Origin of the sequence: Streptomyces sp. x-80, assembly GCF_046549095.1 — a bacterium.
In the GTDB taxonomy this organism is placed as follows: Bacteria; Actinomycetota; Actinomycetes; order Streptomycetales; family Streptomycetaceae; genus Streptomyces; species Streptomyces celluloflavus.
The window spans coordinates 266,244-290,019 of sequence record NZ_JAJPWM010000009.1; the positions used below are offsets into that span (position 1 = coordinate 266,244).

The 23,776-nt window shown below is 70.3% G+C and carries 19 protein-coding genes, 1 pseudogene and 1 riboswitch; of the genes and pseudogenes, 11 read left to right on the forward strand and 9 right to left on the reverse strand.

Going from position 1 to position 23,776, the window contains the following annotated elements:
• The first annotated feature begins 560 nt into the window (after positions 1-560).
• Complete coding sequence (locus ACLJWH_RS20630; protein WP_411143188.1) at positions 561-1,670, forward strand: globin domain-containing protein; 1,110 nt, start codon at positions 561-563, stop codon at positions 1,668-1,670.
• Positions 1,671-1,918: 248 nt separating this feature from the next.
• On the opposite strand, the gene ACLJWH_RS20635 is transcribed toward ACLJWH_RS20630, so the two are convergent.
• The 5 genes from ACLJWH_RS20635 to ACLJWH_RS20655 form a co-directional block, all read right to left on the reverse strand.
• On the reverse strand, positions 1,919-2,398 hold the full coding sequence (locus ACLJWH_RS20635; RefSeq protein WP_411143189.1) for an NUDIX domain-containing protein: 480 nt from the start codon (positions 2,396-2,398) through the stop codon (positions 1,919-1,921).
• 131 nt (positions 2,399-2,529) lie between these two features.
• Positions 2,530-3,426: a LysR family transcriptional regulator gene (locus ACLJWH_RS20640; protein ID WP_411143190.1), complete on the reverse strand. Its 897-nt coding sequence runs from the start codon at positions 3,424-3,426 to the stop codon at positions 2,530-2,532.
• A 433-nt stretch (positions 3,427-3,859) separates the two neighbouring features.
• Positions 3,860-4,990: a cystathionine gamma-lyase gene (locus ACLJWH_RS20645; protein WP_411143191.1), complete on the reverse strand. Its 1,131-nt coding sequence runs from the start codon at positions 4,988-4,990 to the stop codon at positions 3,860-3,862.
• A 92-nt stretch (positions 4,991-5,082) separates the two neighbouring features.
• On the reverse strand, positions 5,083-5,658 hold the full coding sequence (locus ACLJWH_RS20650) for a low molecular weight protein-tyrosine-phosphatase (protein ID WP_411143192.1): 576 nt from the start codon (positions 5,656-5,658) through the stop codon (positions 5,083-5,085).
• A 14-nt stretch (positions 5,659-5,672) separates the two neighbouring features.
• Positions 5,673-6,050, reverse strand: coding sequence for a phage holin family protein (locus tag ACLJWH_RS20655; protein WP_411143193.1), 378 nt, complete (start codon positions 6,048-6,050; stop codon positions 5,673-5,675).
• Positions 6,051-6,097: 47 nt separating this feature from the next.
• Between ACLJWH_RS20655 and ACLJWH_RS20660 the strand changes: the two genes are divergently transcribed.
• The 5 genes and pseudogenes from ACLJWH_RS20660 (at position 6,098) to ACLJWH_RS20680 (ending at position 8,622) form a co-directional block, all read left to right on the forward strand.
• Positions 6,098-6,415 carry a cupin domain-containing protein gene (locus ACLJWH_RS20660; RefSeq protein ID WP_052860831.1) on the forward strand — a complete coding sequence of 106 codons (318 nt, stop codon included), beginning with the start codon at positions 6,098-6,100 and terminating at the stop codon, positions 6,413-6,415.
• A gap of 181 nt (positions 6,416-6,596) precedes the next feature.
• Positions 6,597-6,821, forward strand: a complete 225-nt coding sequence (locus ACLJWH_RS20665) for a DUF5326 family protein (protein ID WP_052860830.1) — start codon at positions 6,597-6,599, stop codon at positions 6,819-6,821.
• Positions 6,788-6,862, forward strand: a pseudogene (locus tag ACLJWH_RS20670) (hypothetical protein); the annotation flags it as partial. The gene ACLJWH_RS20665 and the pseudogene ACLJWH_RS20670, both read left to right, overlap by 34 nt.
• Before the next feature lie 454 nt (positions 6,863-7,316).
• Positions 7,317-8,093 (forward strand): IclR family transcriptional regulator, encoded by a 777-nt coding sequence (locus ACLJWH_RS20675; protein ID WP_411143194.1) that lies wholly within the window; start codon positions 7,317-7,319, stop codon positions 8,091-8,093.
• Positions 8,094-8,199: 106 nt separating this feature from the next.
• On the forward strand, positions 8,200-8,622 hold the full coding sequence (locus ACLJWH_RS20680; protein ID WP_411143195.1) for an SsgA family sporulation/cell division regulator: 423 nt from the start codon (positions 8,200-8,202) through the stop codon (positions 8,620-8,622).
• A gap of 66 nt (positions 8,623-8,688) precedes the next feature.
• Here ACLJWH_RS20680 and ACLJWH_RS20685 read toward each other — a convergent pair whose 3' ends face one another.
• The gene (locus tag ACLJWH_RS20685; protein ID WP_411143196.1) at positions 8,689-10,080 is read right to left on the reverse strand and encodes a YibE/F family protein; all 1,392 of its coding nucleotides are present in this window, start codon (positions 10,078-10,080) and stop codon (positions 8,689-8,691) included.
• Positions 10,081-10,128: 48 nt separating this feature from the next.
• A riboswitch (TPP riboswitch) is annotated at positions 10,129-10,286 on the forward strand.
• On the opposite strand from ACLJWH_RS20685, the gene thiC reads away from it, so the two are divergent.
• Positions 10,280-12,055 (forward strand): phosphomethylpyrimidine synthase ThiC, encoded by a 1,776-nt coding sequence (thiC, locus tag ACLJWH_RS20690; RefSeq protein WP_411143197.1) that lies wholly within the window; start codon positions 10,280-10,282, stop codon positions 12,053-12,055. (Overlaps the previous riboswitch by 7 nt.)
• A gap of 94 nt (positions 12,056-12,149) precedes the next feature.
• Here the strand turns inward: thiC and ACLJWH_RS20695 are convergent, their stop codons facing one another.
• The 3 genes from ACLJWH_RS20695 to ACLJWH_RS20705 form a co-directional block, all read right to left on the reverse strand.
• The gene (locus tag ACLJWH_RS20695; RefSeq protein WP_411143198.1) at positions 12,150-13,043 is read right to left on the reverse strand and encodes a hypothetical protein; all 894 of its coding nucleotides are present in this window, start codon (positions 13,041-13,043) and stop codon (positions 12,150-12,152) included.
• A gap of 211 nt (positions 13,044-13,254) precedes the next feature.
• A complete protein-coding gene (locus tag ACLJWH_RS20700; RefSeq protein ID WP_411143199.1) occupies positions 13,255-14,403 on the reverse strand; it encodes a metallophosphoesterase in 1,149 nt (382 codons plus the stop codon).
• 228 nt (positions 14,404-14,631) lie between these two features.
• Complete coding sequence (locus ACLJWH_RS20705) at positions 14,632-15,732, reverse strand: LacI family DNA-binding transcriptional regulator (protein ID WP_411143200.1); 1,101 nt, start codon at positions 15,730-15,732, stop codon at positions 14,632-14,634.
• A 404-nt stretch (positions 15,733-16,136) separates the two neighbouring features.
• Here ACLJWH_RS20705 and hisC point away from each other — a divergent pair, with 404 nt between their 5' ends.
• The 4 genes from hisC (at position 16,137) to cydD (ending at position 23,753) form a co-directional block, all read left to right on the forward strand.
• Entirely contained in the window at positions 16,137-17,216 is a 1,080-nt protein-coding gene (gene hisC / locus ACLJWH_RS20710; RefSeq protein WP_411143201.1) for a histidinol-phosphate transaminase, read from the forward strand.
• A 251-nt stretch (positions 17,217-17,467) separates the two neighbouring features.
• Positions 17,468-18,976: a cytochrome ubiquinol oxidase subunit I gene (locus tag ACLJWH_RS20715; RefSeq protein WP_411143202.1), complete on the forward strand. Its 1,509-nt coding sequence runs from the start codon at positions 17,468-17,470 to the stop codon at positions 18,974-18,976.
• Between the two features lie 9 nt (positions 18,977-18,985).
• Positions 18,986-19,987, forward strand: a complete 1,002-nt coding sequence (cydB, locus tag ACLJWH_RS20720; RefSeq protein ID WP_411143203.1) for a cytochrome d ubiquinol oxidase subunit II — start codon at positions 18,986-18,988, stop codon at positions 19,985-19,987.
• 49 nt (positions 19,988-20,036) lie between these two features.
• Positions 20,037-23,753 (forward strand): thiol reductant ABC exporter subunit CydD, encoded by a 3,717-nt coding sequence (gene cydD, locus ACLJWH_RS20725; protein ID WP_411143204.1) that lies wholly within the window; start codon positions 20,037-20,039, stop codon positions 23,751-23,753.
• Positions 23,754-23,776 lie beyond the last annotated feature (23 nt).

A 23,776-nucleotide genomic window follows, 5' to 3' on the forward strand; every position in this document is an offset into this window, starting at 1 on the left:
TCGTGGTGAGTCTGGATGGCATGTTACCGAGGTGGTCTCTGTCCCCATCATCGGGACTTTATGGAGTTTGCCCGCTTCATTAGGTTTTGCTGGAACGGCTTGAGTCGATCGCGCATTGATTCAGAAGCGGGGTGGGGGAATCGCAGGGCCTTCCGATCCGCGGAAGTGCGAAATGACGACAACCAAAAGACGTTCGAGGCGAGGCAGAGACCATGGACGCTCCGACCACCGCGACGGCCGATAGCGGCTCTTCCGACGACAGCAGTGGCGATTGGGGTTGGTTCACGCCGCTGAAGAATTCGCCCGAAGAGCCGCGCGAGCGGCGTGAGCCACAAGAACCGCGCGAGCCGCAGGACCACCGGAGACAGCAACCCCCGTCCCACGCGTCTCCCACGTCCCCCATACCCCCCATAGATCGTCCCGTCCCCGAGCAGCGGCTCCCCGCCCCCGCGGCACGTCGTCCGGCCCCCGAGCCCACCCTGGACTCCTTCACCGCCGCGGTCTCGTCCGCCACTGCCGCCGCCCCCGCCTCTCCAGACGCGATCCTCATCCGTCGCACCATGGCCGAAATCGAGCCGGCCGCCGACAAAGTCACCTCGTACTTCTATGCGCTGCTGTTCGTGCGCCATCCCGAGCTGCGGGTGATGTTCCCCGCCGCGATGGATGTCCAGCGTGACCGGCTGTTCAAGGCGCTGGTCACCGCCGCCAAGCATGTCGATGACGCCGGAATACTCACCGAGTACCTCTCGCATCTCGGCCGCGGGCACCGCAAATACGGCACTCTCGCCGGCCACTACCCAGCGGTCGGCGAATGCCTGCTCGGCGCGCTCTCGCGCCATGCCACGTCCAGTTGGAGCGCGGAGACCGAGGCCGCGTGGGTGCGCGCCTACACCACGGTCTCGCAGATCATGATCGACGCGGCCGCCGAGGACGAGGCGGTCGCCCCCGCCTGGTGGCAGGCCGAGGTCGTCGCGCACGAGCTGCGTACGCCGGAGACCGCGGTGGTCACCGTCCGCCCCGACCAGCCGTATCCCTTCCTCGCCGGGCAGTACACCACCGTGGAAACGCCCTGGTGGCCACGGGTCTGGCGGCATTACTCCTTCGCCGCCGCACCCCGTTCCGACGGTCTGCTCTCGTTCCACGTCAAGGCGGTCCCGGCCGGCTGGGTCTCGAACGCCCTGGTCCGCCGCGCCCGCCCCGGGGACATCATCCGGCTCGGCGCACCGGGCGGTTCGATGACCGTCGATCACACCACTCGCAACGGCCTGCTGTGCGTGGGCGGCGGCACCGGCATCGCGCCCATCAAGGCCCTGGTGGAGGACGTGGCGGAACGCGGCATCCGGCGACCCGTCGAGGTCTTCTACGGCGCCCGCAGCGACTACGACCTCTACGACATCGACACCATGCTGCGCCTGGAACAGGTCCACCCCTGGCTCTCGGTCCGCCCGGTCGTCGCCACCGGTGCGGTGCGGGGCAGGACGAACGGCGTCAGCGGGCAACTCCCCGACGTCGTACGCCGATACGGGCCGTGGCGGGAGTACGACGCCTATCTTTCGGGGCCGCCAGGGCTGATCCGCAGCGGTGTGGACGCATTGCTGGGGGTCGGCATCCCGTCCGACCGTATCCGGCACGACGCGGTGGAAGAACTGGTCACGACGGGATACCACTAGCGGAGACCGGACCGGGCCGGGCCGCACGTCGACGGCCGGGGGCAGCCGAGGCGGGAAGAGGGGCCGCGCCTGAGCCACCCCGTGCTGCCGGTCGGCCCGGCCCCCGGTCGGCGCGCTCAGCTGTGGGTAACGGTTGAGGCCGAAGAGGCGTACGTCCACCGCGCCGAGCACATTCCGCAGCCGCTGAAGGTGCCGGCGCAGGCGCGAGGCCCCCGGGCCTCGCGGCTCGTTCCGCTGAACAGGAGGGTTCAGCCCAAGTCGGGGGCGTGCATGGCCCGTACACCCTCGATGTTGCCGTCCAGATAGTGCCGCAGTGAGAGCGGTACGACCTCGACGGAGGCGATCCCGACCCGGGTGAACGGCACCCGCACGATCTCGTACTCGCCACAGGGCTCCTCGACCTCGGGGCCGTGCCGGCGTGCGGGGTCCATCGACTCCAGTCGGCAGACGAAGAAGTGCTGTACCTTGACGCCGTCCACCCCGCCGTCGCTGAAGTGCTCGACGGTGTCCACGAACACCGGCACGACGTCCGCGATCTTCGCGCCCAGCTCTTCGTCCAGCTCGCGGTGGAGGGCGTCGATGACAGTGGCGTCCGCGGGCTCCACCCCGCCGCCCGGGGTGATCCAGTACGGTGCCCGGCCCGGCTTGGTGCGCTTGATCAGTACGAGGTCCGCGCCGTCGAGCAGAATCGCGCGGGCGGTACGTTTTACGACTGGCCGTACGGTCATACGGGACAGATGCCGCAGTCAGGACCCTACGAAACCCACGACCCACGCCATATCGCCACACACCACTACACCGTGCCGCATATTGTTTCGCGCCCTCCGTGCCCTTCGCGGCTCCCCCTTCGCACCCCGGTTCACCAGTCGGCGGCCGTCCGCAGCAGCCAGTCGTGTGCCCGCGCGATGTGCGGCCGGCCGAGCGTCCCGGTCCGTACGACCAGGAAATACGTGCGCAGCGGGGGGACCGGCGGGTCGAGAAGGGCGACTACCTGGCCGCTGCCCAGCGCCTCGGTGCACAGATAGCGGGGCAGCACGCCGAGCCCGGCGCCCGCCGCGACGCAGGCCAGCACCGCCCGGAGGTCGGTGGCGATGACGGCGGCGGAGGCGGCGGGCCGGGCATCGAAGACCGCCGACCAGTAGCGGGCGATCAGCGGCAGGCTCTCGTGGACCTCGACGAGCGGTACGGGATCCAGCAGGCGGACCCCTCCGGCCCGGAGCGCGTCCGGTCCGCCCAGCCGGTCCGCCCAGTGCGGGGCGGCGATCAGTACATGCTCCTCGTCGCACAGCGGGGTGGCGCTGAGCAGCCCGCCACGCGGCCGGGCGGTGGTGACGGTCAGATCGTGGTGACCGGCGGCGAGGCCGGTCAGCAACTCCTCGGCGGGCCCGAACGCGGTACGTATGGACAGGCCCTGGGCGATGAGCGGGGACAGCGCGGGCAGTGCGCGCTCGGCGGTGAACTCCGGCGGCCCGGCCAGATGCAGGGTGCGGGTGGCGGACCCCTCGTCCAGACCGGCCTCGGTGATCTCGGTGAGGGCGTCGAGATGCGGCGCCACCTTGTGGGCCAGTTCGTCGCCGAGGGTGGTGGGGGTGACACCGCGGGCGTTGCGCAGGAAGAGCGGGCGCCCCAGCCGGCGCTCCAGTGTCCGGATCTGGCTGGTCACCGCGGGCTGGGAGAGGCCGAGCAGCACCGCGGCGCGGGTGAGGGAGCCGGCCCGGTGCACCGTGAGGAAGGTGCGCAGCAGAGCCAGATCCATTGCGTACCTCCTGCGCCCCTCGGAAGCCTGGCCGCGGCCGCCATAAATTTGTCGATAGGGCTGTGTCGCTAGCGTGATTGGACACTGACGCTGAGTCAACTAGCCTTTGTTGAGCGGTTCGTTGCACCGTGAACCGCGGCCGGCAGGGTGACGAGGGGGGATACCCTGCCGGCCGGATTCGTGCGGTGACGAGGCCGTCCGCCGGGCAGTCGGAGCCGGATCCGGACATTCCAGCAGCCACTCCGGCCGGCGCCGGTGAGTTTCGGCCGGAGCCCGATACCCCGGCAGTCGTTCAGGGCGGACCAGCCATTCCGGCCCGGATCGGCCATTCCGACCCGGACAAGTCGTGCCGGCCTGAACGACTCTTCCGGCCCGGATCAGCTGTTCCGGCCCGGACGAACCTTCCGGCCCGAACCAGTCCGTTCCGCCGGAGTCACCCGTTCCGTGCTGCCGAGTCCAGCGCGTTGATGACATCCGCGACCAGATCCGCCGGATCCTCGACGCCGACCGAGAAGCGGATGAAGCCCTCCGGTACGGCGTCGCCGCCCCAGCGGGCCCGCCGCTCGGCGGTGGACCGGACACCGCCGAAGCTCGTCGCGTCGTCCACCAGCGTCAGCGCGGCCAGGAACCGCTCCGCATGCGCATGGTCGGGGAGTGCGAAGGACACCACGCAGCCGAAGCGGCCGGGGCGCATCTGCCGTACGGCGAGTGGGTGGGCGGGGTCGGTGGGCAGACCGGGGTGGCGCAGACCGGTGATCTCGGGGCGGTCGCGCAGCGCCTCGGCGAGCGCCAGCGCGCCGACCGCCTGCTGGCGGACCCGCAGCGCCAGGGTGGCGAGCGAGCGGTGCGCGAGCCAGCTCTCCATGGGGCCGGGGATCGCGCCGACCGTCTTGCGCCACAGCCGTACGGAATCGGCCAGCGCGGCGTCGCGGGTGCTGACATAGCCCAGCAGGACATCACCGTGGCCGGTCAGCGCCTTGGTGCCGCTGGCGACCGAGAAGTCGGCGCCGAGGTCGAGGGGGCGTTGGCCGAGCGGGGTGGCGAGGGTGTTGTCGACGGCGACCAGGATGCCGCGGGCGTGCGCGGCCTCGGCCAGCCGGCGGATGTCGCAGACGTCCAGACCGGGGTTGGAGGGCGTTTCGATCCACAGCAGCCGGGCGCCGTCCAGCACATCGAGCTGTGCGTCGTGCGCGGTGGGCGCCGTACGGACCTCGATTTCGTAGCTCTCCAGGCGGGTGCGGACGGCCGGCAGCAGCTGGTAGCCGTCGTTGGGGAGCACCACCATGTCGCCGGAGCGCAGCTGGGAGAAGAGGACGGCGGTGATCGCCGCCATCCCGGAGGCGAAGGCGACGGTGTGCGCGGCCTCGTCCGGCGATTCGAGCTCACCGATGGCTTGTTCCAGCCGGGTCCAGGTGGGGTTGCCATCGCGGCCGTACGTATACGGGCCGACGGCGTCGCCCGGGAGGTGGAAGTGGGCCGCGAAGACCGGCCCGGGGAGGGCCGGTTCGTAGGCGGCGGGCTCCGGAAGCCCGGCCCGTACGACACGCGTGCCGTCGCCCGTCATGCGCTCTCCTCGCTCCTGGTGAACCTGGTGAACTTGGTGAATCTGTTGAGCCGGTTGAACCTGTTGAGCCCGTTGAACGGTGCTGCTCCTGCTCATCCTGCGTCTTCTGTGGGTGGTGCGCCGTGCGGCGGGTGCTGCGTGTCCCCGGATACCGGCCTTCCGGGCGCTGGCTCTCCGGTGGTGACCGCGGCGCGGACCGCCGCCAGGAGGCCGTCGCTCGCCGCCTCGATCATCTCCAGGCACTCCTCGAAGTCCGCGGACCCGCCGTAGTACGGGTCCGGCACGTCCGGGTCGCCCGCCGGTGCCCCGCCCGCCCGGTAGGAGCGCAGCAGACGGACCTTGGCGGCGTCCGAAGCGGTGGGGGCCAGGCGGCGCAGGGTGCGCAGATGTCCGGAGTCCAGCGCGATGACCAGATCCAGCCGGTCGAACCAGGAGGCCCGGAACTGCCGGGCGGTATGGGTGTGTTCGTAGCCACCCGCGCGCAGTACGGCGACTGTGCGCGGGTCGGCTCCCTCCCCCTCGTGCCAGCCGCCGGTGCCCGCACTGCCGACCTCGACGAGATCGCCGAGCCCGGCGTCCGCGATCCGGGCGCGGAAGACGGACTCGGCCATCGGCGAGCGGCAGATGTTGCCGGTGCAGACGAAGCAGACGCGGAAGGAGGGGCTCATCTGCTCAGTCCTGCTCAGTCCTGGTCGGGAAGGATCATGTGTAGCGCCCACGAGACGACCGAGATGATCACACCGCCGAGCACCGCGGTCCAGAAGCCCTGTACATGGAACGCGAGGTGGAATTTGTCCGCGAGCCAGGACGTCAGCAGCAGCATCAGGGCGTTGATGACGAGCGTGATCAGGCCGAGCGTGAGGATGAACAGGGGCAAGGCCAGTAGTTTGACCACGGGCTTGACGATGAAGTTGACCAGCCCGAAGATCAGCGCGACGACGATCAGCGTCAGCACCTTGCGGCCAGTGTTGTCACCGGTCAGCGTGATGTTCTTGAGCAGCCAGATGGCCACGGCGAGCGCCGCGGCGTTGGCCAGCGTCTTGACCAGAAAATGCTTCATGGTGAGATCGTCCCAGACGCGACGGACACTTCGAGGAGAACGAACGGATGAAGGCTTTCAGGCTGGACGAGCTGGAGGCGGAGCGGGCCGCCAACGACGGCGCGTATCTCCAGTTCCTCCGGGAGCGGAACATGTCGGTCGGGCTGTACGCGCTGGACGCGGGCGGCACCGATCCGCAACAGCCGCATGCCCAGGACGAGGTGTATCTCGTGGTCAGCGGCCGGGCGGCGATCACCGTCGGGATGGAGACGCAGTCGGTGGCGCGCGGCAGCGTCGTCTATGTGCCGGCCGGCGTGGCCCACAAGTTCCACCACATCAGCGAGGATCTGCGGGTCCTGGTGGTCTTCTCTCCGCCCGAGAAATGAGGGCCGGCCCCGGGACCCGTAGGGGAAGGGTCAGGGGCGGGCCGGGGCTGCGCGGGCCCCGAAGCGGCTCGCGGCGCCCTAGCATCGATGGTGAAGGGGGAACCGGACAGACGACGCGGCCAACGCGCAGGGACGCGGTCGGCGGCATCGACGCGACTGACAGAGAAAGCAGGGCAGAGCAGTGGCTGGTAAGGGGATATTCGCAGGGCTTCCGTGGTGGGTCACGTGGGTCGTGGTGCCCGTCATCTTGATCGTCGTCTTCGGCGGCCTGCTCGCCACCGCGCTCGGCTTTCTGATCAGCGTGCTGTTCAAGGTGCTGATCGCGGCGGCGCTGATCGCCGGAGTGATCTATCTGGTGCGTCGGTTCACCGGCTCCTCCTCGTCCTCGTCGAAGAGCGACTGGTGAGCCGCGACGCCGGCCGGCGCCGTCCGGTGCACGCCGCCTGACGGACACCGTCCGACCGACACTGTCCGGATCCCGACCGATGCCCCGCTCCGCCTCCGGAGCGGGGCATCGGCGTTCCCGGCGGGCCGTCCGGCGCTCCGTACGACCGCTGTTGGGGGTCCTCGCGGAGCCGGCCGGCGTTCCGGACGGGGCCGCCGGCGCTCTCCGCGGGCCGCCAATTGATCACCGAGTGCGTACGCGATGCTCCACCAAGTCACCGGATGCCAAGAAATGAGCCAGGTGAGTTAACTCGCAAGCCATTCGGCCTACTGCCTCGACCAGCCGAGTTAGAGTGCGGTTCGCGGTGTCTTCCGGATGCTGACATTCCGGAAAATAGCGAGTGTGGCGAGGCCGGGCGGACGTCGTCGATGGGGGCCTGGGAGACGCGCGCGGTGCGGGAGCAGTTCCCGCGCCGGGGGTCCCGTGCCCCGCGGCGATCGGACCTGGGGGTTGGCGTTGGCAGACGTGAACGGCGAATCCACTTCCCCTCCCACTCTGATCGGATCGGTGCAGCGCGCGCTCCGCCTGCTGGAGGCGGTGGGCGCGCATGCCGACGGGGCGCCCGCCAAGCAGCTCGCGAGAGAAGCCGGCCTGCCCCTCCCGACCACCTATCACCTGCTGCGGACCCTGACCCACGAGGGCTATCTGCGCCGCGAGAACGGCGTCTTCGTCTTCGGCGAGGCGGCCGACTCCATCGGTCAGGCCGGCGCTCTGCGCAGGCAACGCGCCCATATCGCCGAGGTGTTGGCCGTGGCGGGCCGGAAACTGGACGCCGCGGTCTACTTCGCGGTCTACCGCGCGGGCGAGGTGGAGGTGGTGGCGGTGTCCGACGACCCGGAGCGGCCACCGGTCGAGGAGTGGGTGGACTTCCGCACCACCGCACACGCCCATGCGATGGGGCAGTGCCTGCTCGCGCAGCTCGACGACGCGTCCAGGAAGGAGCATCTGGCGCGCCATCCCGTGCAGTCCATAACGCCGTTCTCCGTGCGGTCGGAGGACGATCTGCTGCACCGCCTGGACGCGGTACGCCGTGGGAACGTCGCCTACGAGTACCAGGAATACGCGCTGGGCACGGTGTGCTCCGCCATACCCATCCAAGTCGGCGCGGCCGCCGCCACATTGGCGGTTTCGCTGCCCGTGGACGAGGCGCACCGGTTGCGTTCCGTCACAAATCGACTACGAAGAATGGCGGAGAAGACGCTAACGACACTCGCCTTCTCTATCAGTATCTGAAAACTCACTCCTTGTGATCTGCTTGCACGTGACAGACGATGGCGTCAATGGGCCTTCGGGGGACGATTCCCGGCCATCTCCGATTTCAAGTGCGGGGCAGTGGTTGATGAACGACACAGTTCAGGCAGAAGTGATCATGAGCTTCCTCGTCTCGGAGGAGCTCGCGTTCCGGATCCCGGTGGAGCTGGACTTCGACAGTGCTGATCCGTACGCCATCCGTCTAACCTTCGATCTCCCCGGCGATGTGCCCGTGACCTGGACTTTCAGTCGCGAACTGCTGCTGGACGGGCTGAGTCGGCCGTCCGGTGAGGGCGATGTGCGCATCGAACCGTCCTCCGCCGAGTACCTCAGTGATGTCTTCATCAGTCTCCAAGTCGGTGCCGAGCGCGCGCTGTTCAGGGTCAGCGCGCCACCACTGGTCGCCTTCCTGGACCGTACGGACCGGCTGGTCCCGCTCGGCGAGGAGGAGGTGTGCGACACCCTGGACGCCGTACTGGACCGCATCCTTACGGAGGCCCCGGCCGGCTGATCCCTCCGCAACGGCCGGCCCAGCCGGTCACGTCACTCCCGTACGGCACACACTCCCGTACGGCACTCACCGCTTACGGCGCTTGCCGCGTGCTCCGCGCCGCCCGGACCGTCCAGCCACGGCGCCCACGGCTTCCGCCGGCGGACCCGGTATCTCCGTGGGGCCCGGACCGCCCGGCGCCGTGCGGTCCGCCGAGACGACCAGCGCCGCGAGCAGCGTCGTCAGCGGCACCGACGCGACCAGTCCGATGCTGCCCACCAGCGTGCGCACGATCTCCTCCGCGACCACCTCGCTCGTGGCGGCCGTACCGATACCGCTCTGTGCGATCGAGAACAGCAAAAGCAAGGGCAGTGCGGCGCCCGCGTAGGCCATCACCAGGGTGTTCACGACGGACGCGATGTGATCGCGCCCGATCCGCATAGCCGCTCCGTAGAGCTTGCGCCAACCCGCCGTCGGGTCCGCTTCCTTCAGCTCCCACACCGCCGCGGTCTGGGTGACGGTCACATCGTCCAGCACCCCCAGCGACCCGATGATGATCCCCGCCAGCAGCAGACCGTGGATCTCGATACCCGGGTACAGGCTGTGCACCAGCCCGGTCAGGTCGTCCGTGTTGCCGGTCAGCAGCGCCCAGTCGATGAACACCGACCCGAGCAGACCGATCAGCAGCAGCGATGCCAGGGTGCCGAGCACCGCCACCGACGTCCGGGCCGTCGGCCCGTGGCACAGATAGAGCGCGATCAGCATGATCGCGCTGCCGCCGATGACCGCCACCACCAGCGGATCGGAGCCCTTGAGGACCGCCGGGAGGATGAACAGCGTCAGCACCCCGAAGCTTGCCACCAGCGCCACCAGCGCGAGCACCCCGCGCAGCCGGCCGACGAGCACGACCGCGAACGCGAAGATCCCGGCCAGTACCCACATCGGAACGGTCCGGTCGACATCGCTGACCGCGTACTGGAGATCCTTCGGCGCCTTGGGGGAGTACGCGACCACCACGTCCTGCCCGGCCGTGTAGTGCCGCAAGGCGTCCGGCGTCACCACCGTCTGGAAGGTGCGCCCGGTGTTGTCGCCGGTCGTGACCTTGATCGTCGCCCGCTCGCACTTCGTGTCCCGCTCGCCGCCCGTGCCCGGCGGCTGTCCGCCCGGCGACGCCGGCCGTTGCTGCTGCTCGGCGTGGACGTCCGCGCAGTTCACCTCGTCCACCTTGACCACTCTGGCCTTCTCCAGGGGCTGGTCGAAGCCGACGCCGGACGGCTTGTGCGCCGGCGCGCCGCCCGGCCACAGCACGACCAGACCGACCACCACCGCCGCCGCGAACGGGATCAGCACCGCCGCGATCACCTTGCGCAGATGCCGGGAAACAGGCGCGGCGGGCGCGTGGCCGTGCGCATGAGAATGCGCGGGGGAGTGGGACGGGGGCTCAGGACTGCTCACCGCCCGATCATCGCAAGAACTCATGGGGCCCCCTGTTCATCGTGCCGCACCGGCCGCTACGGTGGGTGGCACCTTTGCAATCGCGGGAGCTCGGAGCACCGGGCTGAGAGGGCGCTGACCTCCGCGGGGACGTCCGGCCGACGCCGGTACGCCACCCACGGAAGCCGCTGCGTCGACCGCCGAACCTGTTACCGGGTAATGCCGGCGTAGGGAGTTGGGTCTCATGACTCTGAAGGATGCACGCACGCCCGAAAGCGCCGCCGACGGCACCGGAGCGAGGATCGGCTGGCACAAGGGCTATCTCGCCGGATCGCGCCCCGACCTCCGGGTCCCGGTCCGGCGGGTGCACCTCACCAACGGCAAGGATGTGACGCTCTATGACACATCCGGGCCGTACACCGACCCCCAGATCGACACCGATGTACGCCGCGGACTCGCCCCGCTGCGGGAGAACTGGATCATCGCCCGAGGCGACACCGAGGAGTACGCGGGCCGCCCGCCGCGCCCGGAGGACGACGGACTCAAGCACACCTCACCGCGCGGCGGCCTCAAGAACCTCGACGCGGTCTTCCCCGGCCGCCCCCGCCAGCCGCGCCGCGGCCGGCACGGCGCCGCGGTCAGCCAGCTCGCGTACGCCCAACGCGGCGAGATCACCACGGAGATGGAGTACGTGGCCCTCCGCGAGAACGTCCGGCCCGAGTTCGTACGTGACGAGATCGCGGCCGGCCGTGCCGTGCTCCCCGCCAACGTCAACCACCCGGAGATCGAGCCGATGATCATCGGCAAGAACTTCCTGGTGAAGGTGAACGCCAACATCGGCAACTCCGCGGTCACTTCCTCCATCGAGGAGGAGGTGGACAAGATGACCTGGGCCACCCGGTGGGGCGCCGACACGGTCATGGACCTGTCCACCGGCCGCAACATCCACACCACCCGCGAGTGGGTGCTGCGCAACTCTCCCGTCCCCATCGGCACCGTCCCCCTCTACCAGGCCCTGGAGAAGGTCGACGGCAAGGCCGAGGAGCTGACCTGGGAGATCTACAAGGACACCGTCATCGAGCAGGCCGAACAGGGCGTCGACTACATGACGGTGCACGCCGGCGTGCTGCTGCGCTACGTCCCGCTCACCGCCCGCCGCAAGACCGGCATCGTCTCGCGCGGTGGCTCGATCATGGCCGCCTGGTGCCTGGCACACCACAAGGAGTCGTTCCTCTACACGCACTTCGAGGAGCTCAGCGAGATCCTCGCCTCCTACGACGTCACCTACTCCCTCGGCGACGGCCTGCGCCCCGGTTCCATCGCGGACGCCAACGACGAGGCGCAGTTCGCGGAGCTGCGTACGCTCGGTGAGCTGAACACCATCGCCAAGCGGCACGGCGTCCAGACGATGATCGAGGGCCCGGGACACGTCCCGATGCACAAGATCAAGGAGAACATCGACCTTCAGCAGGAGATCTGCGAAGAGGCCCCGTTCTACACGCTCGGCCCGCTGACCACCGACATCGCGCCCGCCTACGACCACATCACCTCCGGTATCGGCGCCGCGATGATCGCCTGGTGGGGTACGGCGATGCTCTGCTACGTCACGCCCAAGGAGCACCTGGGACTTCCCGACCGCGACGACGTCAAGACCGGCGTCATCACGTACAAGATCGCGGCCCATGCGGCGGACCTGGCCAAGGGGCACCCGGGCGCCCAGGACTGGGACGACGCCCTCTCCGACGCCCGCTTCGAATTCCGTTGGGAGGACCAGTTCAACCTGGCCCTCGACCCGGACACGGCCCGCTCCTTCCACGACCAGACGCTCCCGGCCGAACCGGCGAAGACGGCGCACTTCTGCTCGATGTGCGGGCCGAAGTTCTGCTCGATGAAGATCTCCCAGGACATCCGCCGCGAACACGGCGGCGACCTGGCGATCGACCCCGAGGCCGGTATGGCCGAGAAGTCGAAGGAGTTCGCGGCGGCCGGCAACCGCGTCTATCTGCCGATCGCGGACTGACCCACCGCCACGCCGGGGACCCGCCCGACGTCACCGTCCCGCCCGACGTCACCGTCCCGCGCGGCGACGTCGGGCCGTCCGGCGTCTTCGGGCGCTACTCGGGCCGGTGGTCAGGGCCCCCGTAGTCCGGGCTGGTGAAGTCCGGGCTGGCGTAACGGGGGTGTGGTCCGGCCGGGCCGCTGTCCGGGCTGGTGAAGTCGGGGCGGGAGTAGCCGAGGGTCGGGATGCGGCTCCCGGTTGCCCCTTGACCAGGTCCGCGGCGTGAGCCGGAGGGGACCGGGCCGGGGGCCGGACCGGTGAGCGCCCGGCGGAGGAACGGCAGCAGACCGCGTACCAGGAGGGCGCGCCGCCAGGCGTCCCGGGCGCGGTCGAGGTCCGCCGCCGGTCCGTCCTGCGCGGCGGGCTGTGCGGAGCCGTTGCGCAGGGCCGTGACGACCAGGCCGCCCATCGCGAGGAGGGAGCCCACGGCGGCCAGCGCCGCGAAGATCCAGCCGACGCTGATCAGCGGCTGGGCCATGGTGTGTCCAGGGCCGAGGGCGCGCAGGAGGTAGCCGAAGAGGAGGAAGAGGACGGCGGCGATGCCCGCGAGGACCGGGGCGAGGACGGAGACCATGGCGCCCACCCCCGCGCCGGCCGTCCCGGTCGCCGTGGTGGTGGCGGTCGCCGTGGCCGGACCGGCCGGGCCACCGGATGGCTGGTCTCTTTCCTCGCGGCCTGGGCGCACTCCGGCGCACTCCGGTCCGGACGCCGGATCGCGCAGCTCGGCACGGAGCTGTACGTAGCGTTGGTATTCGGCCGCCGCGCAGGCGGCGATGGTGGCCGTCGCATCGAGGGCCATCGCGCGCAGTTGTTCGGTACTGAGGTGCTGACCCGCGTCGGAGAGCACGCCCTCCGGCCGGTATTCGGCGGTACGCAGCGCGTCATCGAGGATGCGTGCGAATTCCTCGCGATCCTCGCTCAGCAGGTGTGAAGCGCTGTTCATCTGCATCCCCCGATGCTCCGTAGGGCCATGCCGGCCGACAGCGGCCGGCACTGGGCGGAATGGGCGGAGAGCCTGCTACGGATGGACCGATGGTAGAGCGCCTCCGGCACGGGGCGACAGGGAGTGGGGAAATCAGTACCGGCCACGACCGGTTTTCGCCTCACCGCGCACCCGGCCGATCACCTGCCGACCTTGCGTATACCTGCCCCGGTAACGCTCAGTCATTCAGGGGGAGTTGAACGACCAGCAGCTTTCCGGCCATCGTCACTCCGCCGTCCATCGCGATGGCCAGCCCGTCGGCGTAGACATGCGGACCGTCGACGGCGACGCCCTCGTTCTCGCTGTCCTCCGTGCCGACCTCGCCCAGCAGATACGGGATCGGGCTGTGGCCGTGGACGACGCGCTCGCCACCGTAGGCGTCCAGGAGTTCCCGGGCGGCCTGCGCCCCGGCGTCGTCACGGAAGGCGAACCGCTTGGTGAACTTGCGGAAGAGCTCCCAGACTTCGTCGGCCTCGCTGCGCGTCAGCACCTCGTGGACGGTGTCGTTGACGTCCTCGATGGAGTCGCCGTACTCAAGGTAGGCGGTGGTGTCGGAGTGCACGAGCAGATGCCCGTCCTCCTCCATCACGGCATCCAGCCGGGCCATCCACTGGAGGTGGTGGTCCTCCAGGCGGTCCATATCGGTCTTCTGGCCACCGTTGAGCAGCCAGGCGGCCTGGAAGGAGGCGGTACCGGCGCCGGACTGGACGGGGGTGTCGCCGAACCGCTTGGCCCCCAGCAACAGCAGTTCGTGGTTGCCCATCAGGGCCTTGCAGTAGCCGCCGGCCGCCGCGGCCTGGGCGGAGAGCTGCATGACGAGATCGATGACGCCGATGCCGTCCGGGCCGCGGTCGGTGAAGTCGCCGAGGAACCACAGCCGGGCGTTGCCGGCCGACCAGTCGCCGTCGGCGTCGATCAGCCCTTCGGCGGCCAGGGCCTCGCGCAGCTCCTCGTAGAAGCCGTGCACATCGCCGACGACATACAGCGGGCCCGGCCCGTCGGGCACCTCGGGTTCCGTCTCCGGCGCCGGTACGAGGCCGGCGGCCGGGCGGTCGATGAGGGTGTCCGTACGGCCCGCGCCGATGACCGGGAGGTCGCGCTCGGTGGGCGTGTACTCCGCGGGCGGCTCGGCCGGCTGGGCGTCGGGCGGTACCACGGGGAGCGTGGCCGAGGGCCCGGCGGGCAGATGCCGCGGCGGGCCGACGGGGGCCAGGGGCGGTGGTCCCGCGGGCGGTCCGGGCGGCGGAGGGGACGCCGGAGTTTCTCCCGACATGGTCCACACCATGGGTCCTTGACCGGCCCCCTGAGTCATCGACCCCTCCACCATCGCGCGCCGTGCACCTCTGGGACCTCTGCCTGGTCGGCGGCGGGTCCGCGGTGTCGTGCGCCCATCATAGGAATGCCGCTCGCGGGTTGTGACGCACCCGGGGGTGGTCAATCGGCCGGAGCCTGCCGATCGCGGCTGATTTCTCCCGTGATCGCCCTGTTTTTTCCTGGCCGGAGGAGACGCCAGGCCGCCTCCGGCGGGCCCGGTCCGCCGCCCACGGAAGCACGCTCAGTTGCCGGCCGGACCCCGCGGCGGGCTGACGGTCGTCCGCGGGGACCGCCGCTGGGAGGAGGTCCGGACGATCAGATCCGTCGGTATCACCTGCTCGACCGGCCGGCCGTCGCCGAGCCCTTCGATGGCGTCGATGAGGATCTGGACGACGGCGGTGCCGATGCGGCGGGGCTTGAGGGAGAGAGTGGTGATGGGCGGCTCGGTGCTGGCATAGCCGGTGGACTCGCTACAGCAGACCAGCAGCAGATCCTCGGGGACGCGCAGACCGTAGCGGCGGGCGGCGGCGAGCAGATCGGTGCCGTTGGGGTCGAAGAGTCCGTAGACGGCGTCCGGGCGGTCCGGACGGGCCAGCAGCCGGTCGGCGGCGACGGCGCCCGCGCAGGGGTCGTGCGCCGGGTAGGACTCGTACACCGGGTCCTGGCCGACCCGCTCGCACCACCGCAGATAGGCGGTGGTGGACAGCCGGGTGTAGGTGTCGGTGGTGGTGCCGGTGAGCAGGCCGATGCGGCGGGCCCCGGCGTCGGCGAGGTGGTCGAGCAGGCCGAGTACGGCCGCTTCGTGATCGTTGTCGACCCAGCCGGTGACGGGGAGGGCGCCGCCGGGACGGCCGTCGGAGACGACGGGGATGCCGTGCCGGACCAGTTCCGCGACGACGGAGTCGCCGTCGGCGGGGTCGATGACGACGGTGCCGTCCAGGGCGACGTTGGACCACACGTCGTGGCGGGAGGTCGCGGGGAGGATGACCAGCGCGTAGCCGCGGGCCAGCGCCGCCGAGGTGGCGGCTCTGGCCATCTCGGCGAAGTACGCGAATTCGGTGAAGGTGAAAGGTTCATCCCCGTACGTGGTCACGGTCAGGCCGATGAGTCCTGACTTGCCGGTACGGAGGGTGCGGGCGGCTGCGGACGGGCGGTAGCCCAGCCGGTCGGCCACCTCGCGGACATGGCTACGGGTGGCATCCGGAAGCCGGCCCTTGCCGTTGAGCGCGTCGGAGACGGTCGTGATCGATACACCGGCTGCGGCGGCCACGTCCCGGATGCCCGCCCGTTCCAGTCGGCGACCGGTCGACCGGCTCACCTGGTGCTTCCCTGCTGCTGTCATGGCGAGCCGATAGTAGGGCTCGGGCAACCCGTTCGAGGGGGTCGTCCGGAGCTCGTGGGAAGGCACGTTTCTGCAAGGTTGCATCCCCTCAATTGCCATGGAAATTGAGGCAGTTGGCTCCTACCGCAATCGTTGGAGGGGAGAGCGGGTGTCCTTGCCTGCCGATGAGTTCAGGTCTCGAAGAGGTCTCAAGTCACCTCCACGGGGGATGCGCGCCACGGCGCGGGCCACCAGCGCGTAACAGACAGCGGAGCGCTCCCCAAAGCTTCTGTACGGGGCGGTCGTGCGCGGTCCGCGTCCGTCGCCGCTGCCGGGCGCCGGTGAATCAGGGGCTGCCGCCGGACGGGGCAATCCTCATAAGGTGTGCAGTATTGGAGTCGAGGGACGGTCGAGGAGGACCTGCGGTGAGCGAGAAAACCCCGAAGCTGCGTGCTGCGCTGGACGGCATTCCCACCTACAAGCCGGGCCGGCCGGCGGCTGCCGACGGCCCCGTGTCGTACAAGCTGTCCTCCAACGAGAACCCCTATCCGCCGCTGCCGGGCGTCCTGGAGAGCGCGGTGGCGGCGGCCGGGGCCTTCAACCGTTACCCGGATATGGCCTGTACGGGGCTGATGGCGGAGCTGGCCGAGCACTTCTCGGTGCCGGTGGAGCATCTGGCGACCGGCACCGGGTCGGTGGGGGTGGCTCAGCAGCTGATCCAGGCGACCGCCGGTCCCGGCGATGAAGTGATGTACGCCTGGCGGTCGTTCGAGGCGTACCCGATCATCACCCAGGTCTCCGGCGCCACCTCCGTGCAGGTCCCGCTGAACTCGGACGATGTGCATGATCTGGACGCGATGCTCGCCGCGATCACCGACCGGACCCGGTTGATCTTCGTCTGCAACCCCAACAACCCCACCGGCACCGTCGTACGCCGTGCCGAGCTGGAGTCCTTCCTGGACCGGGTGCCGAGCGACGTGCTGGTGGTGCTGGACGAGGCGTACCGCGAGTTCAACCGCGACACCGAGGTGCCGGACGGCATCGATCTCTACCGGGACCGCCCCAATGTGTGTGTGCTGCGGACGTTCTCCAAGGCGTACGGCCTCGCGGGGCTGCGGATCGGCTTCGCGGTGGCGCACGAGCCGGTGGCGGCCGCGCTGCGCAAGACGGCGGTGCCCTTCGGCGTGAGCCAGCTCGCCCAGGAGGCGGCGGTGGCTTCGCTGCGCAGCGAAGCGGCGCTGATGGAGCGGGTGGACGCGCTGGTCGTCGAGCGCGCCCGAGTGCTGGACGCGCTGGCCGGGCAGGGCTGGACGCTGCCGGAGTCGCACGCCAACTTCGTGTGGCTGCGGCTGGGGGACCGTGCGGCGGACTTCGCGGCGGCGTGCGAGCGGGCCGGGGTGGTCGTGCGGCCGTTCGCCGGGGAGGGGGTACGGGTGACGATCGGCGAGAGCGCGGCGATGGATCTCTTCCTGGAGGCCGCGGAGGAATTCCGCAAGACACGCTGACGCGTTCACACCATGTGAATACCGGTGTGAACGCCTTCGGGCGAGGCTGAGGCCGCAGGTCACCGACCTGCGGCCTCTGGCATGTGGTGCGTGACCGCGGTCACGCACCCCCCATCAGGATGGCCGAAAAGGGTAGGAGATAATGGCTTGTGAATGTGAACGCGTTCACAAGCGTGTCCCTTTATGTCCCGCTTCCTCTGTGACGCAAGGGGCAAACTGCCGTAGCAACGGCGACGTAAGGAGAGCCCGACGTGGAACTGGCGTTGGCGCCAGAGACCCTGGCGCGATGGCAATTCGGCATCACGACCGTCTACCACTTCCTCTTCGTCCCCCTCACGATCTCCCTCGCCGCTCTGGTGGCAGGACTTGAGACCGCCTGGGTACGAACGGGAAACCAGAAGTACCTCCAGGCCACCAAGTTCTGGGGCAAGCTGTTCCTGATCAACATCGCGATGGGCGTCGTCACCGGCATCGTCCAGGAGTTCCAGTTCGGTATGAACTGGTCCGACTACTCGCGGTTCGTCGGTGACATCTTCGGTGCCCCGCTCGCGTTCGAGGCGCTCATCGCCTTCTTCTTCGAGTCCACCTTCATCGGCCTGTGGATCTTCGGCTGGGACAAGCTGCCCAAGAAGATCCACTGCCTGTGCATGTGGATGGTCGCGATCGGCACGATCCTGTCGGCCTACTTCATCCTCGCGGCCAACTCCTGGATGCAGCACCCGGTCGGCTACAAGTACAACGCCGCCAACGGGCGCGCCGAGCTGACCGACTTCTGGAAGGTACTGACCCAGGACACCACCCTCGTCGTCGTCTTCCACACGCTGACCGCCGCCTTCCTGACCGGCGCCGCGTTCATGGTCGGCATCTCCGCGTACCACCTGATGCGCAAGAAGCACGTCAAGGTGATGCGGACGTCGCTGCGGGTGGGCCTGGTCACCCTGGTGATCGCCGGCATCATGACCGCCATCAGCGGTGACACGCTGGGCAAGGTCATGTTCGAGCAGCAGCCGATGAAGATGGCGGCGGCCGAGGCGCTGTGGGACAAGGAGGAACCGGCGCCGTTCTCGGTCTTCGCCTACGGCGATGTCGACAAGGGCCACAACAAGGTCGCCATCGAGATCCCCGGTCTGCTCTCCTTCCTCGCCCACAACGACTTCAGCTCGCCGGTGCCCGGTATCAACGACGTCAACAAGTCCGAGCAGCAGAAGTTCGGGCCCGGTGACTACCGGCCCAATATCCCGGTCGCCTACTGGGGCTTCCGGTGGATGATCGGCTTCGGCATGGCGTCCTTCGCGATCGGACTGGCCGGGCTCTGGCTCACCCGCAGGAAGTTCTGGCTCGCGCCGTCGCTGCGGACGGGCGACGAGGAACCTCCACATCTCGCGGTCACCAAGAACAAGGCGCTCGGTGCCCGCTTCACCAAGTGGTACTGGTCACTGGCCTTCGTCACCCTCGGCTTCCCGCTGATCGCCAACTCCTGGGGCTGGATCTTCACCGAGATGGGCCGCCAGCCTTGGGTCGTCTACGGCGTCCTGCGCACCTCCGACGCGGTGTCGCCGGGTGTCTCCCAGGGCGAGGTGCTGACCTCGATGATCGTCTTCACCACGCTCTACGCGGTGCTCGCCGTGATCGAGGTCAGGCTGCTGGTGAAGTACGTCAAGGCCGGACCTCCGGAGCTGACCGACTCCGACCTCAACCCGCCCACCAAGATCGGCGGCGATTCCCAAGACGCCGACCGGCCGATGGCCTTCTCGTACTAGGAGGCGGCTGTGCAACTCCACGACGTCTGGTTCGTCCTCATCGCCGTCCTCTGGACCGGGTACTTCTTCCTCGAAGGCTTCGACTTCGGAATCGGCATCCTCACCAAGCTGCTCGCCCGGGACCGGCGCGAGAAGCGTGTACTGATCAACACCATCGGCCCGGTCTGGGACGGCAACGAAGTCTGGCTGCTCAGTGCGGGCGGCGCGACCTTCGCGGCCTTCCCCGAGTGGTACGCCACGCTCTTCTCCGGTTTCTACCTGCCGCTGCTGGTCATCCTCATCTGTCTGATCGTGCGCGGGGTCGCCTTCGAGTACCGCGCGAAGCGGGCCGAGGAGCACTGGCAGCGGAACTGGGAACACGCGATCTTCTGGACCTCGCTGATCCCCGCACTCCTGTGGGGTGTGGCGTTCGGCAACATCGTGCGCGGCGTGAAGATCGACGCGCACAAGGAGTACGTCGGGAACTTCTTCGACCTGCTGAACCCGTACGCGATCCTCGGCGGGCTGGTGACGCTGACACTGTTCACCTTCCACGGCGCGGTGTTCGCCGCGCTCAAGACGCTCGGCGACATCCGGGAGCGGGCCCGCAAGCTGGCGACCGTCGTCGGACTGATCACCGCCGTGCTCGCGCTCGGCTTCCTGATCTGGACCCAGATCGACCGCGGCAACGGCACGAGCCTGGTCGCCATGATCGTGGCGGTGGTCGCGCTGGTCGCGGCGCTCGGCGCCAATCAGATCGGGCGTGAGGGATGGGCGTTCGCGTTCTCCGGGATCACCGTCGCGGCCGCGGTCGCGATGCTCTTCCTGACGCTCTTCCCGAACGTCATGCCGTCCTCGCTGAACGAGAGCTGGAACCTCACGGTCACCAACGCCTCGTCCAGCCCCTACACCCTGAAGATCATGACCTGGTGCGCCGGTATCGCCACCCCGGTTGTGATTCTCTATCAAGGGTGGACGTACTGGGTGTTCCGTAAGCGAATCGGCACCCAGCACATCGCCGACGCCCACTAGCTGAGTCCCGCCCCTTCGGGGGCGGCCTCATCAGGACGGAAAGTTTCACGTGAAACCGGTCGACCCGCGTCTGCTCCGATACGCCCGCGCCACCCGCGTCTTCCTCATCGCGGTGGTGGTGCTCGGGCTTGCCGGGGCGGGCCTGGTCGTCGGCCAGGCCATGCTCATCGCCGAGATCGTGGTCGGTGCCTTCCAGCACGACCTCGATCTCGGCGGCCTGACCACACCGGTGATGCTGCTCGCCGCGGTCTCCGTCGGCCGCGGGCTGGTCTCCTGGCTCACCGAACTGGCCGCACACCGCGCCAGTGCGGCGGTCAAGTCCGAGCTTCGGATGCGATTGGTCGAGCGGGCGGCGCGGCTCGGTCCGGGCACGGCGATCCGCCGGCCGGACAGCGACCCGAAGGCCACCGGCCCGGACGACGGCCGGTCTGCGGCCGACGCAGGCACGCTGGAGATGCGGACCGGCGAACTCACCACCCTCGCCACGCGCGGTATCGACGCTCTGGACGACTACTTCTCCCGCTATCTGCCACAGCTGGGGCTGGCGGTCGTGGTCCCCGTCGCGGTGCTGGCCCGGATCGTTACCGGTGACTGGATCTCGGCCCTGACGATCGTCATCACCCTCCCGCTGATCCCGCTCTTCATGATCCTCATCGGCTGGGCCACCCAGTCGCGGATGGACCGCCAGTGGCGGCTGCTCTCGCGGCTGTCCGGGCATTTCCTGGATGTCGTCGAGGGGCTGCCCACCCTCAAGGTCTTCGGACGGGCCAAGGCCCAGGCGGCTTCCATCCGCGCGATCACCAGCGAGTACCGCCGGGCGACCCTGCGCACGCTGCGGATCGCCTTTCTCTCCTCCTTCGCGCTCGAACTCCTCGCCACCATCTCGGTCGCCCTGGTCGCGGTCGGCATCGGCATGCGCCTGGTGAACGGCGAACTCGATCTCTACACCGGGCTGATGGTGCTGGTCCTGGCGCCCGAGGCGTATCTGCCGCTGCGACAGGTGGGTGCGCAGTACCACGCCGCCGCCGAGGGGCTCTCGGCCGCGGAGGAGATCTTCGCGGTGCTGGAGACCCCGCTGCGGACGGCCGGCACCGCGCCCGCGCCCGCGGGCACCGCGCTGGCGGTCGAGGGGCTCGTCGTCCGCCACCCGGGGCGGACCGCCGACTCGCTCCCCGCGACGTCGTTCGAGGTCCGGCCCGGCGAGACCGTCGCGCTGGTCGGCCCCTCCGGCGCCGGCAAGTCCACCTTGCTCAGCGTGGTGCTCGGCTTCACCGAACCGTCCGAGGGCCGCGTCCTCGTCGACGGCCAGGACATCGCCGCCCTCTCACCCGAGAGCTGGCGGCAGCGGATCGCCTGGGTGCCGCAGCACCCGCACCTCTTCGCGGGCACCATCGCCGAGAACGTACGGCTGGCACGCCCGGACGCCGAGGACGCGGCGGTGCGTACCGCTCTGGACGATGCCGGGGCGCTGGACTTCGTCGACGCGCTCCCCGACGGCCTGGCGACCCGGCTCGGTGAATCCGGTGCCGGGCTCTCCGCGGGCCAGCGGCAGCGCATCGCGCTCGCCCGTGCCTTCCTCGCCGACCGGCCGATCCTGCTGCTGGACGAGCCGACCGCGAACCTGGACGGCGAGAGCGAGGAGGCGATCGTGGCGGCCGTCGGCCGGCTCGCGGTCGGCCGTACCGTCCTGCTGATCGTGCACCGGCCGGCCCTGCTGGCGGTGGCCGACCGCACGGTGCGGCTGCCCGCTCCGGCTGACCCGGCCGACCGGACCGCCGCGGCGGCCGGTACCTCCCGCGGTGGGCCGGAGGGTACGGGCCGGGACGCCGCGCCCGCTGATACCGCCGGGACCACTTCGGCCGACGGGCCCCGGCAGCAGGACCGGAACCCGGGCCCGGACCCGTACACCGCTCCCGCGCGTGGTTCGGCGCTGACCCGGCTGCGGCGGATCGCGCGTGCCCGGCGGGCGCGGTTCGCGCTCGCGCTGCTGCTCGGCAGCCTCGCGCTGGGCTGCGCGGTGGGCCTGATGGCGACGTCCGGCTGGCTGATCTCGCGCGCGGCGCAGCATCCACCGGTGCTCTATTTGATGGTGGCGGTCACCGCCACCCGCGCCTTCGGCATCGGGCGGGCCGCCTTCCGCTACGCCGAGCGGCTCGTCGCGCACGACGCGGTGTTCCGGATGCTCGCCGACGTACGCGTGGCCGTCTTCCGGCGGCTGGAGCGGCTCGCGCCGGCCGGGCTCAAGGAGCGCCGCCGCGGCGACCTCCTCTCGCGGCTGGTGGCCGATGTCGACGCGGTACAGGACTACTTCCTGCGCTGGCTGCTGCCGGCGGGCGCCGCGGTGCTGGTCGGCGCCGCCACCGTCGGCTTCACCGGCTGGCTGCTGCCGGAGGCGGGCGCGATCCTCGCCGTCGGACTGCTGCTCGCGGGCGCGGGCGTGCCGGTGCTCTCGGGCGCGCTGGCCCGGCGGGCCGAGCGTCAGCTGGCCCCGGCCCGCGGGGTGCTCGCCACCCGCGTCGTCGATCTGCTCACCGGTACGGCCGAGTTGACGGTCGCCGGCGCCATCGGGGCCCGTACGGACGCGGCACGGCGCGCGGACCGGGAGCTGACCCGCCTGGCCTCCCGCTCGGCGGCCGCGGCCGGGGTGGGCGCCGGACTCTCGGCGCTGGTGTGCGGGCTGACCGTCGCCGCGGCGGCGGTGGCCGGTGTCCAGGCGGTGCACGCGGGGCGGCTGGACGGGGTGGCGCTGGCCGTCGTCGTGCTCACCCCGCTCGCCGCGTTCGAGGCGGTGACGGGGCTGCCGCTCGCCGTGCAGTACCGCCAGCGCACCCGGCGCGCCGCCGAGCGGGTCTTCGAGGTGCTGGACGCTCCGGCGCCGGTGCGCGAACCGGCCACGCCCGCCGCCGCTCCGGACACGCCGTTCCCGCTGGCCGTGCAGGGCCTCACCGCACGCCACCCGGGGCAGCACGAGCCGGCGCTGGACGGCCTCGGGTTCACCCTCACGGCCGGGCGGCGGCTCGCCGTCGTCGGCCCGTCCGGCTCCGGCAAGACCACGCTCGCGCAGGTGCTGCTGCGCTTCCTGGACCGGGAGGCGGGGACGTACACGCTGGGCGGGACGGATGCCCAGACGGTGGACGGCGACGACGTCCGGCGGCTGGTGGGGCTGTGCGCACAGGACGCGCACCTCTTCGACAGCTCACTGCGGGAGAACCTCAGACTGGCCCGCCGTGGCCTCCCCGATGACGCGGCCGCGCCGGACGCCGCCGCGGACGCCGCCGACCAGGACCTGTGGGACGCGCTCGGCCGGGCGCGGCTGGCGGACTGGGTGCGCGGGCTGCCCGACGGGCTGGACACCATGGTCGGCGAGCACGGCGCCCGGCTGTCCGGCGGTCAGCGTCAGCGCCTGGCACTGGCCCGTGCGCTGCTCGCGGACTTCCCGGTCCTCGTCCTGGACGAGCCCGCCGAGCACCTCGACCTGGCGACCGCCGATGCGCTGACCGCCGATCTGCTGGCCGCGACCGAGGGCCGTACGACGGTGCTGATCACCCACCGGCTCACCGGTCTCGACGCGGTGGACGAGGTGCTGGTGCTGGACCGTGGCCGGGCCGTGCAGCGCGGCGGATACGCGGAGCTGGCCGCGGCCGACGGCCCGTTCCGGCGGATGCTGGAGCGCGAGCGGGCGGTGGACGCGGCGTACGGGGACCGGCCGGTGGCGATCTCCGCACCGCGCCGCGCACCGGGCCGTACACCGGCGTTCCGCGGGTAGCCGGCGGGCCGCGCGCGAGCTTT

What these genes read in the sequence shown, in the direction of transcription:
- ACLJWH_RS20660 (WP_052860831.1), top strand. Translation starts at nt 6,098, where the DNA reads ATGAAGGCTTTCAGGCTGGACGAGCTGGAGGCGGAGCGGGCCGCCAAC.
- ACLJWH_RS20650 (WP_411143192.1), bottom strand. Translation starts at nt 5,658, where the DNA reads ATGAGCCCCTCCTTCCGCGTCTGCTTCGTCTGCACCGGCAACATCTGC.
- ACLJWH_RS20695 (WP_411143198.1), bottom strand. Translation starts at nt 13,043, where the DNA reads ATGCAGATGAACAGCGCTTCACACCTGCTGAGCGAGGATCGCGAGGAA.
- ACLJWH_RS20700 (WP_411143199.1), bottom strand. Translation starts at nt 14,403, where the DNA reads ATGGTGGAGGGGTCGATGACTCAGGGGGCCGGTCAAGGACCCATGGTG.
- ACLJWH_RS20640 (WP_411143190.1), bottom strand. Translation starts at nt 3,426, where the DNA reads ATGGATCTGGCTCTGCTGCGCACCTTCCTCACGGTGCACCGGGCCGGC.
- ACLJWH_RS20645 (WP_411143191.1), bottom strand. Translation starts at nt 4,990, where the DNA reads ATGACGGGCGACGGCACGCGTGTCGTACGGGCCGGGCTTCCGGAGCCC.
- ACLJWH_RS20705 (WP_411143200.1), bottom strand. Translation starts at nt 15,732, where the DNA reads ATGACAGCAGCAGGGAAGCACCAGGTGAGCCGGTCGACCGGTCGCCGA.
- ACLJWH_RS20685 (WP_411143196.1), bottom strand. Translation starts at nt 10,080, where the DNA reads ATGAGTTCTTGCGATGATCGGGCGGTGAGCAGTCCTGAGCCCCCGTCC.
- ACLJWH_RS20630 (WP_411143188.1), top strand. Translation starts at nt 561, where the DNA reads ATGGCCGAAATCGAGCCGGCCGCCGACAAAGTCACCTCGTACTTCTAT.
- thiC (WP_411143197.1), top strand. Translation starts at nt 10,280, where the DNA reads ATGACTCTGAAGGATGCACGCACGCCCGAAAGCGCCGCCGACGGCACC.
- ACLJWH_RS20680 (WP_411143195.1), top strand. Translation starts at nt 8,200, where the DNA reads ATGAACGACACAGTTCAGGCAGAAGTGATCATGAGCTTCCTCGTCTCG.
- ACLJWH_RS20655 (WP_411143193.1), bottom strand. Translation starts at nt 6,050, where the DNA reads ATGAAGCATTTTCTGGTCAAGACGCTGGCCAACGCCGCGGCGCTCGCC.
- ACLJWH_RS20635 (WP_411143189.1), bottom strand. Translation starts at nt 2,398, where the DNA reads ATGACCGTACGGCCAGTCGTAAAACGTACCGCCCGCGCGATTCTGCTC.